A 16,438-nucleotide genomic window follows, 5' to 3' on the forward strand; every position below is an offset into this window, starting at 1 on the left:
AACCCACCAGCCCGGAGCCGTACACGCCAGCGAAGTAAGAAACGATGAAGTAGGCCGAACGGCGTAGAATCGTCAGATCGGCAGCGGTGGCGACATAGAACACGGCGCCAGCGAACGCACCGAACACGACGCCGTAATCAGTGCCGGTTAACAAGCCATACAAACTGGCACCAGTTAAAGCGCTTGCCGCAGCAGCGGAGCCGGAAACAGGTTCGGACATTTAGCCCCCTCGTATTTGCTGTGAGTCCTCTCAGGATGAGGGGAATAAAAAAGGCTGCTTTTTAGGGCAGCCTTGATAGATATACAGATGGGATATTATCTTGGAAGATGCTGAGGAGAACCTTTCCATATGAAAGAGTTGAAAACATCTTGGATTATTTTTGTAACTTTCAACATTGATTCCGCTGAAATATCTACTTCACCATAATTACCATCGGCCATCGTGTAGCCTAATTTGGTACCGAGTATGTTACTCAGCATCAAAACCCCCTGCGGGGCAACGACATGATTATTGTTAATTGGTTGGAGATTTATTGGTTTTGGCACTTTCCCTGCACCGAGCCCGCGGGCCCTATCTTCTAAATGTTGAGCCGAATTCCTCACACCTCTGAGATGTGGAAATTCATTTGATATTTGAATATGCAGCCTCTTAATATTTTGAGGAGCTCCATTCTCTTCTGATATCACTTTTAAAAATTTATCAATGGTATCTAGCGCGCCAAGAAATGATTTTGCATGCAAGAATATTAATCTTTGTTGATGGCTTAATGGAATTTCTCCTTGACTCCATTTATCCCTTTTTAAGCGAGCGTCAACTTCAACCCTTACTTTATCGAAGCCTTCTAAAGGGTGCAATCCAAATTCCATGCGGACTTCCGCTTCTAAAATTTGACGTTTTTGGAAGTCAGTGTCCCATTGAATGCGGTCGCTGTAACCGGAATCTTTCTCCCTTTCGCTAATAAATAAATTCAAAGCGACGTTAGCGTCATAAAAAGCGGTTTCAAGGTGGTTAAGTAACCTTTCGAACTTCCAGCTGATATTTTCATCTTCATGATGAAGACGACTACCCGGCTTATTTAATTCAAATATGAACATTTGCTTGATCCATAAGATAAGGGTCAAACAATAATATTACCGTTATGATTAATTATTCCATATTTGAGTAAACATAAACCCGCTCACTAGCGGGTTTTAACTCTGAACATACAACGCCCATCGTTAGGAAAATCCTAACCAGTTTTTTTGAATATTGCAAGCATCGTGACGGTATATGTCGCGAAAATGTGGCTAACGTGTCACTTTTCTCAGATGCATCTCTGCGTTTGCTTCTTCAAGCCAGCACTTCGTAACAAGCGCGGTAATCACATCAGCATAACCGCTATACCATTCGTAATTGGTCAGGTCTGGCACAACCTTTTTGATCAGTGCGCGGGCAAGCGTTGTCGGAACGCGGCTGTAGCGATTGCCATTACAGCGACCGCATACCTTATTAACCGGCACACCGTGCAGTTTGGTGCGTTTTTCATCGAGCACTTCACCCTTGCCTTTGCAACCACGGCACGCTGTTCTCACCTCTCCTTTACCGCTGCAGCGATGGCAGATCTCTTGCACCTCTTCATACCTGACCTTTGCCTCCACGCCTTTAACGCCGGGGTGCTTGACCACATCGCGCATAACATGCAATACACCAAGGCCATTACAATGCGGGCACCGCGCCTTACTTGCCGCCGATCGGGAATAATCGGCATAGGCGAATTGCACCAGCACCGGCAGAATTTCGAGGCGGGCTTTCTCGCTGAGTTTCATCAGCACCGGATTTTTGAGCGCCAGCGCATAGTTCATCAGTCCATCTAAAGCCGGTGCTGGATCCTGAATACCCATCTTTGCCAGAAACAGGTCAAAGCCGAGCGATGCTTTTGACTGCACCATGCCTTGTGCCGCCATTACATCGGTAATGGTTAACGCGATGCCAGCCGTCGCTGGTGTCTCGTCGTTATACTTCTGGGACTTTGGCGAATAAAATTTTGGTAATGATTCGAGGTTCATAGCGTCTCCACTTTACGCAAGCACCAGCACGCCTATGGCTGCCGCTTTTTGTTGAATTCGTATAACCAGTTCAAGCTGGCTACCGTGTTTTTCTTCCCATGCTTTTGGATCTGCATGAAGCTCACGGTGATCCGCCCTGCAAAGCGGAATAACGTGAAAATCATGAGCTTTTGTTCCCATTCCTCCTTGTCCATGTCCAATCAGGTGGTGAGCATCATCGGCAGGCATGCCGCAGGCAACGCAGGGCTGCGTCTTAACCCAACTGATATATTTGGGTATTACCAGTCGTGTGCTTTTTGGACGCTTCATTTGTGCGTTCGGCGTATCGGGGTCTGCTGCAATTTTCACAACCTGCTTTGCGACCTCCTGAACGATTTCCCGCGCCTGCGGCAGTCCGGGCACCAGGTCAAGCTCACGCGTTACCGACTTAATGACCGGCTTAGGCATAAGCAGAACCTGCCGGGCGGCTTCCTCCGGCAGCACGTCGGCGAGGCCGTAACGCGCCAGCCACCAGCAGAATTCCGGCAGCGTCAGTGAGTGGGAGTCGTCGAAGCCAAGCTCGCGGCGTGCGGTCGTGAGAATGTATGCGGCGCAATTTGCATGGGCAATACCCGCCAGTTGCTCGGTGCTGTGCTCGCGAAGGATGTTGTCGCAGTGCCAGCACAAACGGATCGCGCCCGGCGCGTGACGCATGGTTGTCATGTTCTCATCGTGCCAGCTTTCGTGTGGCCACTGGCACCCGGTACCGGATTCAAGCCAGCTTTCCAGACCGTTGATGGCGCCAGCGCGGCGTAATACCGATTCATTTTCGAATACGCCAGCCAGGGCAGGATCTTCCGCCAGCGGCTGCTCTGCTGGTGGCAGTTCACCGTTCGGCATACCTGACAGGCGCTCGGGTTCGTTCTCAAGCAACATGCGTCCACGGCGAAAATACGGCAGGAGGCTGACGCCGGGACGGAACATGACGAGGCCAAGCTCAGTTACGACGACAGGGTTTAACAGCGCCCTCACTCCGCGCCCTCCTTCGCGATATGTGCCGCCCACAGCCCGCCAATCCACTGCACACCTTTTGCCGTGAATCGTGCCTGGCTGAATGCATGATTGTTTTCGGTGCTGGTACCGGTTTTCACTTCGAACCGGCCAAGGGCGATATGACGGTGGCGCGGTGTCAGCGTGCCGCCCAGGCGGTAAAGAATGTCATTATCCAGCAGGAAACATCGAAAATCTGGCTCTTTGGCGTTAAGCAGCTTAGCCACCTGCCGGAAGGACATCGAGCCATTCGCGGTGCAGTAACGATCCACAAACTCAACCTTTGGGGCAGCGGCGGCCAGTTCATGTTTAAGCTGTTGCTGCTGCTCAGCCAGATCAGCGGCGAGGCGCAGCGCCTCAGGTAAAGACTTCGGTACCTGCATTGCCTGTTGGCTTTCCAGTTCCTGCCAACGATCCACCACTGCTGCAGTAAACTGCGGAGACAAACGGGCTACAAGGACCAGCGAATCGCGCTTATCGAACCAGTATTCCTCATACCACATCCCGTTTTGCTCATTCTGGTATGGGGTATGCGCCAGCGGCGCACTGAGGATATCCTCAGCCATTAGCCTGCCAGCAGACCGTTTAACATCGGCGTGACGGCTATTGACCAATCGCGCTATTTCACGGCTCGACATCATAGTGCCGGTGATCTGCGCATGTACTGCCGGACAAACATTCACTGTGTTTAACTGTTGCATGCGTATCTCCTTTAAGCGGCTGCAACCGCTGTTGGTACATATTTGGTGATCGAAATTTCCACCCTGCCGCCCTTCACTACTGGCCCCCATTCCACCAGCATGCGTTTTACCTGACTGTCGTCCTCCCACACTCCGGCATGCGTAAGAGAATCCAGCAGTGCCTTGTTGTAGTTGTCGATGTCCCGGTTTCTTGAGTCCGGCGGGTAAAGAAGAATTTCCACTGCAGCCAGTTCAGTGGAAGGTTTAGGCAGACGGCGTAACTGATCGATGATGGCCGCACAGGCTTCACTACGGAATTTTCGCCCGGCTTCACTGATAAGATGGCGGCCTTTCAGCGGCCCTTTATTCGGTGCGCGCCAGTAGGTATTCACGCTGGGTGGGAAAGGTAATTTCAGCTTCATGTCGCGGACCCTCTGCGTTTCAGCCATTCCTGAGCCAGATCAGCTGAACTATCCTCACCCGCCAAGAGCGCCCGGATCACTTCCTCGGCTTCATCGAGCGCCAGCGTGTCGTTTACGCCAAGCACTTTGATTCCGCGCGCGGTGCCGCTGGCGATCGTGATGTAGCCTTTTTTCACCAGGGCGCGAAGGTGTTCAAAAGCAGCATTTCCCGACGCGACGCCAATCAGCGCCGCAAGCTCGGTGTAGGTAGGCGGATAGCCGTGCATGTTGTGAAAATCCACCAGCGCATTTAGCACCTGCTGCTGCCGGTCAGTCAGTGGTTTACGTTCTTCCACGGTTCCCCCTCAGAGAATGGCCACGATGTCCGTGGCGGTTTCAATGCCCCTGCAAACGGATCCGTATCTCATGACCGGAACCCCGCGTTTTCCGGCAGCGTGTAGTCAACATTCTGGAAACTGGCGCCCGGCCCGGCACTGATGTTTACCCAGCGACCGTTAAGGCGTTCAGGGCGCCCAGCTTCAGCCCATTTCGTTGCACCCTGGAGGTAGCCCGGAAATTTCGTCGGAAGGAAAAGTGTTGTCGGGCGCAGATACTCGACCATTTGCAGATCCTGGCCCCATTTGGCCGTGGCGTAGTCGACAACCAGGGTCAGATCCTCAGGGCTGAAACCTTCGCCCAGGCGGGCACGGATGTGTTCCATCGAGGTTTTGCTGACCTGATACCGTGATCCGGTCTTCTGGTTCAGGTGGGTGAGAACCTGTTTAGCCTGATCGGTGATCATCACCGCAACGTCGGGTTGCGCAGCAACCGGACAAGAAGGTTTATTACCCTGTGTGCTCTCCTGAGTACTCTCTGTGTAATCTCCTGTAAGAAAGTCTGTGGCTTCCCCGCATGCTTGCTTGTTTGGTTGCCACATACTTGTTTGCGGGATTTCCGCATTCTTGTTTGTGGTAACTCCGCATTCTTGTTTGTGGGAATGCACCATTCCAGTTTGCGGGGTTTCCACATTCTGGTAATTCCCCATTCTGGTTTTTTGTTTCGTCTCTTTCTTGACCGGATTTTCAACGTATTCAAGGAGAAGAGCCTCAAGGCGTTCGCTGTTTACTCGATAATGCATTGTCGCAGGCACACCACGTAGTTGCTCTTCCAGAACGCCAATGGCGATCAGCCGCTTGCGTGCGGTTTCCTGCTCATCTCGGGTGAGACTTGTTTCGGTTGTAATGTCTGCCTGAGTTTTGTAAATCCAGGCGCCATCCATACGGTTATGCCAGTAAACCAGTTGCGAAAGGAAAACTGCTGCAACTGGTCCGGCTTTGACTTTCCCTGCCCGCAGCATGGCAAAAGCGGGCTGATAAGCTACTGGCCTGTCCAGTAACTTGATTAAATTACCCATCAATCGCCTCGCAAATGTTCTGGTACGGCTATGGTATAGCCGCTGGCTGGTTCCCCCATCTGCAAGCCAAGGTTGCGTTTACAGATGAATCCGTTTTCAGTCAGATAGTTCACCGCAGTGATCAACTCTGCAGATGAACAACAACAAAAATTCAACAGCTTTTTGTCAGTGATGACTTTCTCTTTGCCACCATCACCGCTTCCGGATACCTGAATGAAAAGCATGATCAGGCGATGCAGCGGTGAGTTGAATGTGTAATCGAATACGATGTCAGCTTCAGTCATGGTCTTGTCTCTCAGGTTGTTTGGTATGGGTTTGAACACCATCTACACTACCTGATATCCCTATTTCTCTGAATTTACGCTGGAACTGCTCAAGCGGGCTGAAGCACTCGTGCTCGTAACCTTGCCGTAGGTAGATAACGCGCTGCGTTTCTGGCTCCCATCGGATAACCCGCACAGGGATGCCGTACTGGTCTCTGAATCTGCGGTTAAGTTCGCGCATAGCTGCTTCGCCTTCCGGTAATACACCCCCACGATTGCCGCCGCCCGACTGTGGTTACATGACACCCAGCGGTTTGATAATCTGCGCTCATACCGAAACAGAGGAGCGCCCGGAACGGGGATCATCCTCAGTTGCGGTAAGCGGCTTTTAGCCGTTAAACTGTTCATGCGTTGGTATCTCCACTTTGATCGACACGCCGCGACGCCGGGAGCTGCAACTCGCCGGCGTCAACCTTTTCAGGCGCGCAGAAAACACGAAACAGCAGCGTTAAGTGCTCCTGCCATTTCGCCATTACCTGATAGCTGTTCTCTTCGATTTGTTCGCGTTCCGCCTGGTCAATAACCCCGTCAGCAGTTGCTTTTCTGAGATAGGTTGAGTGCTTGCCGATCCACTCGATTGATTCCATCAGGCGCTGGTTGATGTCGGCATTATCGATGTCATCAACTACCACCAGCGGCACGTTCACGCTGTTTGACTGGCGCGATACGGCATCAGCGATATGCTTCGTGTCGCTTGCCTGTTGAAGCACCATTGCCCAGCCCATCGGGAACACCTGATCGCCGCCGTCACGCAGGCGGTTAAACAGCGCGTCAGTTGTTACATCGAGTATTTCAGCCGCTTCCGCATAGCCGCCCGGCAACGCCGCGATAGTCTTGCGTATAGCTGCCACCAGCCACGCCGGTTGCTTTTCTACTTTCCAGTGTTCATTACCCACGGTTAACCCCTTGATTCTGTGGTTATGCTTAAGCAGCTGATGGCTTACCTTTAACCGGAGAGTCTTCAGAAACTTGAAAACGGTTCGGGTACAAGATGTGCAGCTCGCTGATTTCGCCTTTAAAAAAAAGCGCGAGGCGTTCAGCCAGCTCAACAGATGGGACCTGTTCACATCTTTCAATACGACTCAAAGTAGCGGGGTCGACTTGTACGCCAGTTGCAACATGCAAAAGAGTCATACCATGCGATTTGCGCAATTTTCTTAACGGTGATTGCATAACGCCTCCTTAATTTGCGTATTACGCATGTTATTGCATGAAAGCAAATTGCGCAAGTTGCTTTGCATGAGACGCAAAAACAACTTGTAATAAGCGCATGAATATAGGAACTCGCATACGACAACTTCGCCTAGCGAAGAATATGAAAATCGCAGAGCTTGCTGAGTCTGTTGGGGTTGATGCTGCCAACATTTCCCGGCTTGAAACGGGAAAACAAAAGCAGTTCTCAGAACAAGCACTTAATAAACTTGCTCAGGCTTTGAGCGTAAGTGTTTCAGACCTATTTACCTCCTCTGAAAATCAGTCTACTGTATGTATAAACAGTGGAGGAAACACATCGATTATCAAGGATATTGATGTGTTTAGAGTCGAGGTACTTGATGTGAGTGCAAGCGCCGGATCAGGACATATCCAAGGTAGTGATGTGATAGATGTCATTCATGCTATTGAGTACAGCAGCGATCAGGCTCTCTCTATGTTCGGCGGCAGGACATCTTCTGGAGTTAAAGTCATTAATGTTCGCGGGGACAGCATGGCTTCGACTATTGAACCTGGCGATCTCATTTTCGTGGATGTGAACATCAATGAATTTGATGGTGATGGGATATATGTGTTTGGATTTGATGGAAAAGTTTACGTAAAAAGACTGCAAATGATTCCAGACCAGCTTTTGGTTATTTCCGATAACCCTAAATACCGGGAGTGGAGCATCAATAAGGAAAATGAGCATCGCTTTTACGTTTACGGAAAAGTTTTAATCAGCCAGTCACAGTCCTTCAAGCGCCACGGTTAATCCCTTCACATTAAAAAGAGCCTCATTGAGAGGCTCTTTTTTTATCTTCATGTTTGCGAATTATGCATTTAATACTTGCGTTACACGCAATTAATGTTTATCTTCAGTTTGTCGGCGTATGGCACATGCGTCGTTAGCGGTCCGGGGATTCCTTTGACAGTATCCCGATCCAGCGGGTAGCCGGAATGTGCAAGCCAGCCCCGTACTTTGGCCTGAGCGATTCACCATCGTGGCGATTCGGTGTGACCACCGGGAAGAGTCCGGCAAAACGCAGCGGCTAAAAGTGTGCTCTCGGATAGCTAAGGATTTCGATAACGGTGTGCCGGGCCTGCTCGACGCTCTCAGTGTAACCGGGGATTTCGACGGGAGCCTCCTTGATGAAATCCACAGCTTCATCGGTGCTGATAGTGCCGTCAGTGATAAGAGCCGAGAGAAGCGCAATGGTGAATTCAGAACGTGCGACGAGGTTTACTACGTTTTTCTCGGCTACTGCCTGAGCCTCTTTCAGGCGGATAATTTCGAGAGTCAGTTGGTTAATTTGTTGCTGCAGCACCGTGTCCATATTCGAGTCCTTCTGATTGGGTGAGAACACAAGGAAACCACCGAACCTGATGTGGTTAAAAGCCAGGCACACAACATGAAAGCGCACTCCTTCTCTCATCAGTTATGGGTGGCAGGTGTGATTAAGCGGGAGTGCGCTTCCAGTTGTGGTGAATTGCAGCCGCTTTGACGGCAACCAGAAGATAAGTATCTGGCACCACACAACAGTATAAATGCCAACTGGTAGTTTTTGGCGGCGTCTGATCTTTCCCGTGAGGGCGCCGCAATTTTTTCACATAACTGTAAGCGCGTTCCGGCCTCTTCCCCTGAGTGTCTGGTCGTTAATGCAACCCCCTTCCGGAGCGCGCTTTCAATTATGTGGAGATGCCAGAGGCGGTTGCAGCCGCCCGCTTCATTAAGCGCCCTGCTCCGGGCGTTTATTAAAGCGAACAGTCATTAATTATCGCCATCCGGCGAGGGATTCGTGCATCCAAAAATCGCGCGTTGCAGCGCGCACAGGAGATACAACGCAATGAGACAAGAACTGGCATCAATGACCATTATCGAGCTGGTGAGGACCGCCAACAATTACGCCACCAGCATCAAGCAGACCGGTGTTTATTCGGATCTGATTAAAGAGCTGTCTTCTCGCCTTGAGGCGCTGAACCTCGCATACATCGCCCAGGTTCGTACTCAGTCAGCAACATCAGCCGAAGCTGGGCAGACACTAGCATCACCGGCAATCGCACCGCTGCCAGTAGAACGCGACCAGTATGGTTACTGGACACATCCGGTATACGAGGAATTTTGCGATGGTCGAGAGCATATTCCAACCGCTGAATTTAATGCATGGATGGACGCTAACGGGCTGGAGTGGACTGTCGTTTATCGCGATGAGGAAGAAAATGATCCGGATGTCGATGGTTACGACATTTCGAAGTGGCAGCCAGAAACGCCAGCTGGTGATGGCTGGTTTGTTGGTTCCATTCACGATACGGAAGATGGCGCTGTTTGCATCTGGCTTCGCAATAAACCCGCACCATCGCCTGAAGCTGCTGCTATCGCCCGTCAGTTTGAGCAGATGAAGGAGATGCATGATGGCGGCTGAAATCATCGATCAGGCCAACGAACTGGTAGAGCAGAACATCAGCCAGGCCATTCAGCGCATGCGTATCGACCGTAACGCTATATCAGCGGAGCAATGTAGCGAGTGCGGGGAAGATATCCCTGCACAACGCCGTGCTGCTGTTCCCGGCTGCCAGACGTGCGCAGAGTGTCAGGGAATTATCGAATTAAAGCGCAGGCAAAGGGGGATGTGATGCCCAGCAAACTAAAACTGCGGCGACAACGTAGGCTGCGTGAAGATGTCGCATGGTGGCGCGCTGAGGCAATGGACTGCAAAGCGCGGCTGCTGGAACTGGCAAAACTACTGGAAGAAGCCAAGCGCCAGCGAGTTCCGATGCCGGTGCTGGTTACCGCCAGGATTATTAAACAGATGGCTCCGGCCACCAGCGAACCTGAGATTTGTTTGAAATGTAACGACGGTGCCAGGCTTGGCTGCTCGTCATGTGCGTACAGATTGAAATAGCCGGTTGCAGCCGGTAGTGGAGAACCGACCATGATTCAGATGTTGACGCTTGAGGAATGGGCAGCAGATAAATATCGCAGCAATCCGCCGAGTGTTTCCACTCTTCGCCGTTATGCAAAACAAAACCTTTTTTCGCCACCAGCGATGAAGCAAGGGAGATTGTGGCGTGTACGTGAAGATGCGGAACTGGTTGGTGAATTAGCTTCGCCCATTATCAAGAATTCTGATTCACCAAAGTTATTAAGGATCCTTAACGATGGCTGCCAGACCCCGTAAAAATAATGTCAGCGTACCGAATCTATATCCACTATATAGCCGCAAGGTCAACAAGGTTTACTGGCGCTATAAACACCCTATCACGGGAAAATTTCATGCTCTCGGCACCGATGAAGCCGAGGCTATAGCAATTGCTACCGAGGCTAATACTCGCCTAGCTGAGCAGCGCTCTCGCCAGATCATGGCGATAAGCGACAAAATCGCTACCAGCAAAGGTAAGGCTATAACCGCAAACACCTGGCTCGACCGTTACTGGAAGATCCAGGGTGAAAGACTGGATAGTGGCGATATTAAGCTGAACACCTATAAGCAAAAGGCCAAGCCAGTAGCTTTGCTTCGTGAGCGGGTAGGTATGAAGCTGATTTCGTCGGTAGATGTGCGAGATATAGCTGAAATACTGGAAGCCTACATTTCAGATGGACAACCGAGAATGGCGCAGGTGATACGCTCAGTTTTAATCGATGTATTTAAAGAAGCTCAACATTATGGGGAGGTTCCCCCGGGGTACAACCCTGCCCTTGCAACAAAGCAGCCGCGCCGGCGCATAACACGGCAACGCCTTAATCTGGAAGAATGGCAGAAAATTTTCGATATTGCCGACGCAAACCACAAGTATATGGGTAACGCTATGTTGTTAGCCCTTGTGACCGGTCAACGTTTGGGCGATATCTCCAACATGAAATTCAGCGATATCTGGGATGACCATCTTCACATTGTTCAGGAGAAAACCGGGAGTAAGATCGCCATTCCCCTCGCGCTGAGGTTAAACGCAATCAACTGGAGTTTGCGTGAAGTGGTTGCGCGGTGCCGGGATTATGCAGTAAGCCCGTATCTGGTTCATTTTTTCCGCGCTACTTCTCAGGCTGAACGTGGGGCTCAAGTGAAATCAAACACCATTACAATGAATTTCAGCAAAGCACGGGATAAAGCTGAGATTGAATGGGGTGACGGTACACCTGCAACGTTTCACGAGCAACGGTCGCTGGCAGAACGTCTATATGAAGCTCAAGGGATCGATACGCAGAAACTGCTCGGTCATAAATCACCGAACCAGACAGCTCGATACCATGATGACAGAGGGAAAGATTGGACAACCATAGCTATATAGACCAAAAATATAATTCAGAAATGTTATAAAGGATGATAATGATTTGATAACAGGAAAGGTACATGAGAGTTATCATGTGCCTTTCCTGTCAGAGACCTTGGACATCTCACTTTGAGGGCTCAAATTTATTTCTTAACATTGATGAACTCCTTCATTATTTCCATGATGTTTTTTTCACTATCACTTTTAATTTTTTGCTGCTCAAGAGATACAGTAGACTGTCCCTTCTCCAAAACGAAATTTCTTTCAGTTGACATTAAGTTTTTAATAACCTCGCCCATCAACTCCTCATTGCGAACATCTTTTAAAAATTTTATACCTAACACTTTGGAGTCAATATTTGTCAACTCATTTTGAAAATACTTAACTTCTTCAAATCCATTTTTATACAGTTTAAGAAAGAAATAAGCGAATAACTCAATAACAATGACAAAAGATAATCTTGGCGCCATGTGCATAATATATTCAAGCTTATCTTTTATTACCACCTGGTCAGTTACAGTATAACCAAGGTATAATATACCGAATAATGCTATAAGCGCGCCGATACCAAGGTTTACCCCCCCTCGTCGGTTAAGCCTATCTATCTCGTTCTCGAGCCTATATACAATATCACTATAATGTTTATTTATTTCGATTTGATATTTAAATGAGCTAATATCATTTTTTAAACTTACGTCAGCTGCTAATAATGTATTTCCAACAATACGTTTCTTTGCCGACTCAATTAGTTCTGCTTTTTCATTTGGTGCAAAATCTATCCTATCAACATTACTTGCACCACTTGCAGATAGCTGATTGAATTCAGTCCTTAATGAGGCAAGTTCACTTTTCAATTTCTCGTAAGAATCATTTATCTGCGAATCTTTTCTTGAGCCCCCAATTCCTTTGTTTACATATGATATTAAAGATGAAGCAATAGCTGTAACAACTACAGCACTAAATATGCCTGTAATATTATCACTCAAAAATGAAAAAACATCTGAAACATGAATACTCAGCTTATTAGAAATAAGATTTACCACCAATACAACAACGATAAATAAATTAAGAGTCAGCCTAAAAATATAACCATATTTATTATAAAAATCCTTAATCATAAACACACCATTCCTTATTTATTTTTTATCACTGTGTAATCAATCGAGTATTTTTAGTTAGATTTTGAACTAAGCATGAATATAAAACGGATGAATGTACAAAACAATACTTCATCAGATTTTGATAAATTATTTTGATAAAATTTTGATAACCACTCAAACCTTTTTCAAAAAAACGGGAACCATCCGGCTCCCGTTCTTGTTTAACCCGCCCAGCGGATTACATGTTCGCGATAATCGCGTCGCCAAACTCTGAACATTTCAGCAGTTTAGCGCCTTCCATCAGACGTTCGAAATCATAGGTCACGGTTTTGGCGTTAATCGCGCCGCTCATGCCTTTCACGATCAGGTCAGCCGCTTCAACCCAGCCCATGTGACGCAACATCATCTCTGCGGAAAGGATCACAGAACCCGGGTTCACTTTGTCCTGACCTGCGTACTTAGGCGCAGTGCCGTGAGTCGCTTCGAACAGCGCACACTCGTCGCCAATGTTCGCACCAGGAGCGATACCGATACCACCAACCTGCGCCGCCAGGGCATCGGAGATGTAGTCACCGTTCAGGTTCATACAAGCGATAACGTCGTATTCTGCCGGGCGCAGCAGGATCTGTTGCAGGAACGCATCGGCAATCACATCTTTAATGATGATCTCTTTGCCGGTTTTCGGGTTCTTGATTTTCTGCCACGGACCGCCATCGATCAGCTCGCCGCCGAACTCTTCGCGTGCCAACTGGTAACCCCAGTCTTTGAACGCGCCTTCGGTGAACTTCATGATGTTGCCTTTGTGCACCAGCGTTACAGAATCACGGTCGTTAGTGATTGCGTATTCAATCGCGGCGCGCACCAGGCGCTTGGTGCCTTCTTCGGAGCACGGTTTGATACCGATACCGCAATGTTCCGGGAAGCGAATTTTCTTCACGCCCATCTCTTCACGCAGGAATTTGATCACTTTCTCTGCCTCGGCAGAGTCGGCTTTCCACTCGATACCCGCGTAAATATCTTCTGAGTTTTCACGGAAGATGACCATGTCGGTCAGTTCCGGATGTTTTACCGGGCTCGGCGTGCCATCGTAGTAACGTACCGGGCGCAGGCAGATGTACAGATCCAGTTCCTGGCGCAGCGCAACGTTCAGGGAACGGATGCCGCCGCCAACTGGCGTAGTCAGGGGGCCTTTAATCGCAACGCGATACTCACGAATCAGATCAAGTGTTTCAGGCGGCAGCCAGACGTCCTGGCCGTAAACATGGGTAGATTTCTCACCGGTATAAATTTCCATCCAGGAAATTTTACGCTCGCCCTGATAGGCTTTCTCCACAGCGGCATCCACCACTTTCAGCATCGCCGGGGTCACGTCCACGCCGATACCGTCACCTTCAATGAACGGGATAATCGGGTTATTCGGAACGTTGAGCTTGCCATTTTGCAGGGTGATCTTTTTACCTTCCGCCGGAACAACTACTTTGCTTTCCATTCACCTCTCCTTCGAGCGCTTCTGGTTGTTTGCTCGCTGACTTCATGCCGGGGCGCTCAGACTGCGTCCGCTCACCTGTTACGTGATTCACACAGAGCAAACCGTTTTTGTTAATGAATTGTAATGAGCCCGAACATACTAACCGATACTCAGGCTCCATGAAAGGCAATCGTGATTCAGCTATAATGCGGCAATTGATAACTACTGAAAATACCATGAACAAAACTTCTTTTAGAAATCACCGCCTTAAGCGATTCAGCTCACGACAAGCCACCAGGTCTGAACCACAAAACCAACCAAAACGCGTGATTCTGTTCAATAAACCCTACGATGTTTTGCCGCAATTCACCGATGAAGCCGGACGCAGCACGCTGAAAGATTTTATTCCGGTACAGGGCGTTTACGCCGCAGGCCGCCTGGATCGCGACAGTGAAGGGCTGCTGGTGTTGACAAATGATGGCGCGCTACAGGCAAGCCTGACGCAACCGGGCAAACGTACCGGCAAAATCTATTACGTGCAGGTGGAAGGCGAACCGACACCGGCTGCAATTGAAGCGCTGCGCACCGGGGTAACGCTGAACGACGGCCCGACACTGCCTGCTGGCGTTGAGCGCGTAGAGGAGCCGGGCTGGCTGTGGCCGCGTAATCCCCCCATTCGCGAGCGCAAATCGATTCCTACCGCCTGGCTGAAAATCACCCTGTATGAGGGTCGTAACCGCCAGGTGCGGCGCATGACGGCGCATGTTGGCTTCCCTACCCTGCGCCTCATCCGCTACGCTATGGGAAACTACACGCTGGATAACCTCGCCACTGGCGAATGGCGTGACGCTTAATCAGGGAGGCTATGATGTTTAAACCCCATGTAACTGTCGCTTGCGTGGTACACGCGCAGGGTAAATTTCTGGTCGTCGAAGAAACCATTCGCGGCAAGGCGCTGTGGAATCAGCCCGCAGGCCACCTCGAAGCCGATGAAACCCTGCTGCAAGCGGCAAAGCGTGAGCTGTGGGAAGAGACGGGTATTCACGCCGAACCGCAACACTTTATCCGGATGCACCAGTGGCTGGCGCCGGATCACACGCCGTTCCTGCGTTTTTTATTTGCCGTCGAGCTTAACGAAATGTGCGCCACTGAACCCCATGACAGCGATATCGATTGCTGCCACTGGGTCACCGCAGACGAGATCCTGAACGCGCGAAACCTGCGTTCGCCGCTTGTTGCGGAGAGCATTCGCTGCTACCAGACCGGCCAGCGTCTGCCGCTGGAAACCATCGCAGAATTTAACTGGCCGTTTACAGGGGATGCCTGAGCCGCCAGCCCGTGCTAGAATACGCCGCCCTGAAGTTCTTAGTCGCGAGTATTCTATGTCTGATAGCCCAAAAAAAGTGATCGTCGGCATGTCCGGCGGTGTCGACTCTTCCGTTTCCGCTTACCTGTTGCAACAACAAGGTTACAAGGTGGAAGGCCTGTTCATGAAGAACTGGGAAGAGGATGACGGCGAGGAATACTGCACTGCAGCGGCGGATCTTGCCGACGCGCAGGCCGTTTGCGACAAGCTCGGCATTGAGCTTCATACCGTCAATTTCGCCGCAGAATACTGGGACAACGTGTTCGAGCATTTCCTGGCTGAATATAAAGCTGGACGTACGCCGAACCCGGATATTCTGTGCAACAAAGAGATTAAATTTAAAGCCTTCCTTGAGTTCGCCGCCGAAGATTTGGGTGCCGACTATATTGCCACCGGCCACTACGTGCGCCGCGCCGACGTTGACGGCAAAAGCCGCCTGCTGCGCGGTCTTGATGGCAATAAGGATCAGAGCTACTTCCTGTATACGCTCGGTCACGAGCAAATCGCGCAGAGCCTGTTCCCGGTCGGCGAGCTGGAAAAACCCCAGGTGCGTAAAATCGCCGAAGAGCTGGGGTTGATTACAGCGAAGAAAAAAGACTCGACCGGTATCTGCTTTATTGGCGAGCGTAAATTCCGCGAATTCCTTGGCCGCTATCTGCCCGCCCAGCCGGGTAAAATCCTTACCGTCGACGGGGAAGAGATCGGCGAGCACCAGGGTTTGATGTATCACACGCTCGGCCAGCGTAAAGGGCTGGGCATCGGCGGCACTAAAGAAGGCAGCGAAGAGCCGTGGTACGTGGTCGATAAAGATGTTGAAAACAACATTCTGATTGTCGCCCAGGGTCATGAACACCCGCGTCTGATGTCTGTCGGGCTGATCGCTCAACAACTGCACTGGGTCGATCGCGAGCCGCTGAAAGGTACGCTGCGCTGCACGGTAAAAACGCGTTATCGCCAGGAAGATATTCCCTGCACGGTTACCGCGCTGGATGATGATCGCATTGATGTCCGCTTCGATGCACCGGTTGCCGCCGTTACACCGGGGCAATCTGCGGTGTTCTACCTGGGCGAAGTGTGCCTCGGCGGCGGTATTATTGAGCAGCGCCTGCCGCTGCCCCTTTAAAAGACCTTTTGCACAACCGGACTGGCCA

The 16,438-nt window shown here is 50.3% G+C and carries 24 protein-coding genes; 9 read left to right on the plus strand and 15 right to left on the minus strand.

All coding sequences use genetic code 11. The annotated features are described in order from the left end of the window. The 12 genes from RT644_RS09205 to RT644_RS09260 all read right to left on the minus strand — a co-directional run. On the minus strand, window positions 1-220 hold a 220-nt coding region (locus RT644_RS09205), incomplete at its 3' end, for a putative holin (protein ID WP_313626433.1). Window positions 221-315: 95 nt separating this feature from the next. After that, complete coding sequence (locus RT644_RS09210) at window positions 316-1,095, minus strand: hypothetical protein (protein WP_313626434.1); 780 nt, start codon at window positions 1,093-1,095, stop codon at window positions 316-318. A 192-nt stretch (window positions 1,096-1,287) separates the two neighbouring features. After that, window positions 1,288-2,046, minus strand: a complete 759-nt coding sequence (locus tag RT644_RS09215) for an antitermination protein (RefSeq protein WP_313626435.1) — start codon at window positions 2,044-2,046, stop codon at window positions 1,288-1,290. A gap of 12 nt (window positions 2,047-2,058) precedes the next feature. Next, window positions 2,059-3,057, minus strand: coding sequence for a DUF968 domain-containing protein (locus RT644_RS09220; RefSeq protein WP_313626436.1), 999 nt, complete (start codon window positions 3,055-3,057; stop codon window positions 2,059-2,061). Continuing rightward, entirely contained in the window at window positions 3,054-3,716 is a 663-nt protein-coding gene (locus RT644_RS09225) for a phage antirepressor KilAC domain-containing protein (protein ID WP_313626428.1), read from the minus strand. The genes RT644_RS09220 and RT644_RS09225 overlap by 4 nt, the downstream gene beginning before the upstream one ends. A 71-nt stretch (window positions 3,717-3,787) precedes the next feature. Then, window positions 3,788-4,177, minus strand: coding sequence for a RusA family crossover junction endodeoxyribonuclease (locus RT644_RS09230; protein ID WP_313626437.1), 390 nt, complete (start codon window positions 4,175-4,177; stop codon window positions 3,788-3,790). Further along, window positions 4,174-4,512 (minus strand): LexA family transcriptional regulator, encoded by a 339-nt coding sequence (locus tag RT644_RS09235; RefSeq protein ID WP_313626438.1) that lies wholly within the window; start codon window positions 4,510-4,512, stop codon window positions 4,174-4,176. Before RT644_RS09235 ends, RT644_RS09230 begins: the two co-directional genes overlap by 4 nt. Before the next feature lie 68 nt (window positions 4,513-4,580). Continuing rightward, window positions 4,581-5,570 carry a conserved phage C-terminal domain-containing protein gene (locus RT644_RS09240; protein ID WP_313626439.1) on the minus strand — a complete coding sequence of 330 codons (990 nt, stop codon included), beginning with the start codon at window positions 5,568-5,570 and terminating at the stop codon, window positions 4,581-4,583. Beyond that, window positions 5,570-5,896 (minus strand): hypothetical protein, encoded by a 327-nt coding sequence (locus tag RT644_RS09245; protein ID WP_174240551.1) that lies wholly within the window; start codon window positions 5,894-5,896, stop codon window positions 5,570-5,572. The genes RT644_RS09240 and RT644_RS09245 overlap by 1 nt, the downstream gene beginning before the upstream one ends. Then, window positions 5,847-6,074 carry a DUF4222 domain-containing protein gene (locus RT644_RS09250; protein ID WP_313626440.1) on the minus strand — a complete coding sequence of 76 codons (228 nt, stop codon included), beginning with the start codon at window positions 6,072-6,074 and terminating at the stop codon, window positions 5,847-5,849. Before RT644_RS09250 ends, RT644_RS09245 begins: the two co-directional genes overlap by 50 nt. A 163-nt stretch (window positions 6,075-6,237) precedes the next feature. Continuing rightward, a complete protein-coding gene (locus tag RT644_RS09255) occupies window positions 6,238-6,789 on the minus strand; it encodes a YmfL family putative regulatory protein (protein WP_271063991.1) in 552 nt (183 codons plus the stop codon). A gap of 28 nt (window positions 6,790-6,817) precedes the next feature. Then, entirely contained in the window at window positions 6,818-7,066 is a 249-nt protein-coding gene (locus RT644_RS09260) for a helix-turn-helix transcriptional regulator (RefSeq protein ID WP_160270673.1), read from the minus strand. A 97-nt stretch (window positions 7,067-7,163) separates the two neighbouring features. On the opposite strand from RT644_RS09260, the gene RT644_RS09265 reads away from it, so the two are divergent. After that, entirely contained in the window at window positions 7,164-7,859 is a 696-nt protein-coding gene (locus tag RT644_RS09265; RefSeq protein WP_160270675.1) for an XRE family transcriptional regulator, read from the plus strand. A gap of 277 nt (window positions 7,860-8,136) precedes the next feature. Here RT644_RS09265 and RT644_RS09270 read toward each other — a convergent pair whose 3' ends face one another. Next, on the minus strand, window positions 8,137-8,421 hold the full coding sequence (locus RT644_RS09270; RefSeq protein ID WP_271063992.1) for a hypothetical protein: 285 nt from the start codon (window positions 8,419-8,421) through the stop codon (window positions 8,137-8,139). Window positions 8,422-9,141: 720 nt separating this feature from the next. Between RT644_RS09270 and RT644_RS09275 the strand changes: the two genes are divergently transcribed. From RT644_RS09275 to RT644_RS09295, 5 genes are read left to right on the plus strand one after another with little or no spacing between them, the layout of a single operon-like run. Then, window positions 9,142-9,507, plus strand: coding sequence for a hypothetical protein (locus RT644_RS09275; protein ID WP_271070152.1), 366 nt, complete (start codon window positions 9,142-9,144; stop codon window positions 9,505-9,507). Then, window positions 9,497-9,718, plus strand: coding sequence for a TraR/DksA C4-type zinc finger protein (locus RT644_RS09280; protein ID WP_313626741.1), 222 nt, complete (start codon window positions 9,497-9,499; stop codon window positions 9,716-9,718). Before RT644_RS09275 ends, RT644_RS09280 begins: the two co-directional genes overlap by 11 nt. After that, window positions 9,718-9,987, plus strand: coding sequence for a hypothetical protein (locus tag RT644_RS09285; RefSeq protein ID WP_271063993.1), 270 nt, complete (start codon window positions 9,718-9,720; stop codon window positions 9,985-9,987). Before RT644_RS09280 ends, RT644_RS09285 begins: the two co-directional genes overlap by 1 nt. 30 nt (window positions 9,988-10,017) lie before the next feature. After that, a complete protein-coding gene (locus RT644_RS09290; protein WP_074777952.1) occupies window positions 10,018-10,263 on the plus strand; it encodes an excisionase in 246 nt (81 codons plus the stop codon). Beyond that, window positions 10,244-11,371, plus strand: a complete 1,128-nt coding sequence (locus RT644_RS09295; RefSeq protein WP_271063994.1) for a site-specific integrase — start codon at window positions 10,244-10,246, stop codon at window positions 11,369-11,371. Before RT644_RS09290 ends, RT644_RS09295 begins: the two co-directional genes overlap by 20 nt. 125 nt (window positions 11,372-11,496) lie before the next feature. Here the strand turns inward: RT644_RS09295 and RT644_RS09300 are convergent, their stop codons facing one another. Then, the gene (locus RT644_RS09300; protein ID WP_271063995.1) at window positions 11,497-12,471 is read right to left on the minus strand and encodes a hypothetical protein; all 975 of its coding nucleotides are present in this window, start codon (window positions 12,469-12,471) and stop codon (window positions 11,497-11,499) included. A 220-nt stretch (window positions 12,472-12,691) separates the two neighbouring features. Further along, window positions 12,692-13,942 carry an NADP-dependent isocitrate dehydrogenase gene (icd, locus tag RT644_RS09305; RefSeq protein ID WP_045507167.1) on the minus strand — a complete coding sequence of 417 codons (1,251 nt, stop codon included), beginning with the start codon at window positions 13,940-13,942 and terminating at the stop codon, window positions 12,692-12,694. 185 nt (window positions 13,943-14,127) lie between these two features. Between icd and rluE the strand changes: the two genes are divergently transcribed. The 3 genes from rluE to mnmA are packed head-to-tail and all read left to right on the plus strand — an operon-like array spanning window position 14,128 to window position 16,410. Then, on the plus strand, window positions 14,128-14,775 hold the full coding sequence (gene rluE, locus RT644_RS09310; RefSeq protein ID WP_044489834.1) for a 23S rRNA pseudouridine(2457) synthase RluE: 648 nt from the start codon (window positions 14,128-14,130) through the stop codon (window positions 14,773-14,775). A 14-nt stretch (window positions 14,776-14,789) separates the two neighbouring features. Continuing rightward, window positions 14,790-15,248 (plus strand): NUDIX hydrolase, encoded by a 459-nt coding sequence (locus RT644_RS09315; protein ID WP_020457490.1) that lies wholly within the window; start codon window positions 14,790-14,792, stop codon window positions 15,246-15,248. 55 nt (window positions 15,249-15,303) lie between these two features. Continuing rightward, window positions 15,304-16,410 (plus strand): tRNA 2-thiouridine(34) synthase MnmA, encoded by a 1,107-nt coding sequence (gene mnmA / locus RT644_RS09320; protein WP_020457489.1) that lies wholly within the window; start codon window positions 15,304-15,306, stop codon window positions 16,408-16,410. Window positions 16,411-16,438: the final 28 nt, after the last annotated feature.

It is taken from the genome of Kosakonia sp., from assembly GCF_032104925.1.
GTDB lineage: Bacteria > Pseudomonadota > Gammaproteobacteria > Enterobacterales > Enterobacteriaceae > Kosakonia.

Bases quoted from the DNA above. Each gene is read 5' to 3' on its own strand.
- RT644_RS09260 (WP_160270673.1), bottom strand. From the start codon at position 7,066: ATGCAATCACCGTTAAGAAAATTGCGCAAATCGCATGGTATGACTCTT.
- RT644_RS09265 (WP_160270675.1), top strand. From the start codon at position 7,164: ATGAATATAGGAACTCGCATACGACAACTTCGCCTAGCGAAGAATATG.
- RT644_RS09270 (WP_271063992.1), bottom strand. From the start codon at position 8,421: ATGGACACGGTGCTGCAGCAACAAATTAACCAACTGACTCTCGAAATT.
- RT644_RS09230 (WP_313626437.1), bottom strand. From the start codon at position 4,177: ATGAAGCTGAAATTACCTTTCCCACCCAGCGTGAATACCTACTGGCGC.
- RT644_RS09280 (WP_313626741.1), top strand. From the start codon at position 9,497: ATGGCGGCTGAAATCATCGATCAGGCCAACGAACTGGTAGAGCAGAAC.
- RT644_RS09300 (WP_271063995.1), bottom strand. From the start codon at position 12,471: ATGATTAAGGATTTTTATAATAAATATGGTTATATTTTTAGGCTGACT.
- mnmA (WP_020457489.1), top strand. From the start codon at position 15,304: ATGTCTGATAGCCCAAAAAAAGTGATCGTCGGCATGTCCGGCGGTGTC.
- RT644_RS09215 (WP_313626435.1), bottom strand. From the start codon at position 2,046: ATGAACCTCGAATCATTACCAAAATTTTATTCGCCAAAGTCCCAGAAG.
- icd (WP_045507167.1), bottom strand. From the start codon at position 13,942: ATGGAAAGCAAAGTAGTTGTTCCGGCGGAAGGTAAAAAGATCACCCTG.
- RT644_RS09245 (WP_174240551.1), bottom strand. From the start codon at position 5,896: ATGGTGTTCAAACCCATACCAAACAACCTGAGAGACAAGACCATGACT.
- rluE (WP_044489834.1), top strand. From the start codon at position 14,128: ATGCGGCAATTGATAACTACTGAAAATACCATGAACAAAACTTCTTTT.
- RT644_RS09225 (WP_313626428.1), bottom strand. From the start codon at position 3,716: ATGATGTCGAGCCGTGAAATAGCGCGATTGGTCAATAGCCGTCACGCC.
- RT644_RS09290 (WP_074777952.1), top strand. From the start codon at position 10,018: ATGATTCAGATGTTGACGCTTGAGGAATGGGCAGCAGATAAATATCGC.
- RT644_RS09210 (WP_313626434.1), bottom strand. From the start codon at position 1,095: ATGTTCATATTTGAATTAAATAAGCCGGGTAGTCGTCTTCATCATGAA.
- RT644_RS09315 (WP_020457490.1), top strand. From the start codon at position 14,790: ATGTTTAAACCCCATGTAACTGTCGCTTGCGTGGTACACGCGCAGGGT.
- RT644_RS09295 (WP_271063994.1), top strand. From the start codon at position 10,244: ATGGCTGCCAGACCCCGTAAAAATAATGTCAGCGTACCGAATCTATAT.
- RT644_RS09285 (WP_271063993.1), top strand. From the start codon at position 9,718: ATGCCCAGCAAACTAAAACTGCGGCGACAACGTAGGCTGCGTGAAGAT.
- RT644_RS09240 (WP_313626439.1), bottom strand. From the start codon at position 5,570: ATGGGTAATTTAATCAAGTTACTGGACAGGCCAGTAGCTTATCAGCCC.
- RT644_RS09250 (WP_313626440.1), bottom strand. From the start codon at position 6,074: ATGCGCGAACTTAACCGCAGATTCAGAGACCAGTACGGCATCCCTGTG.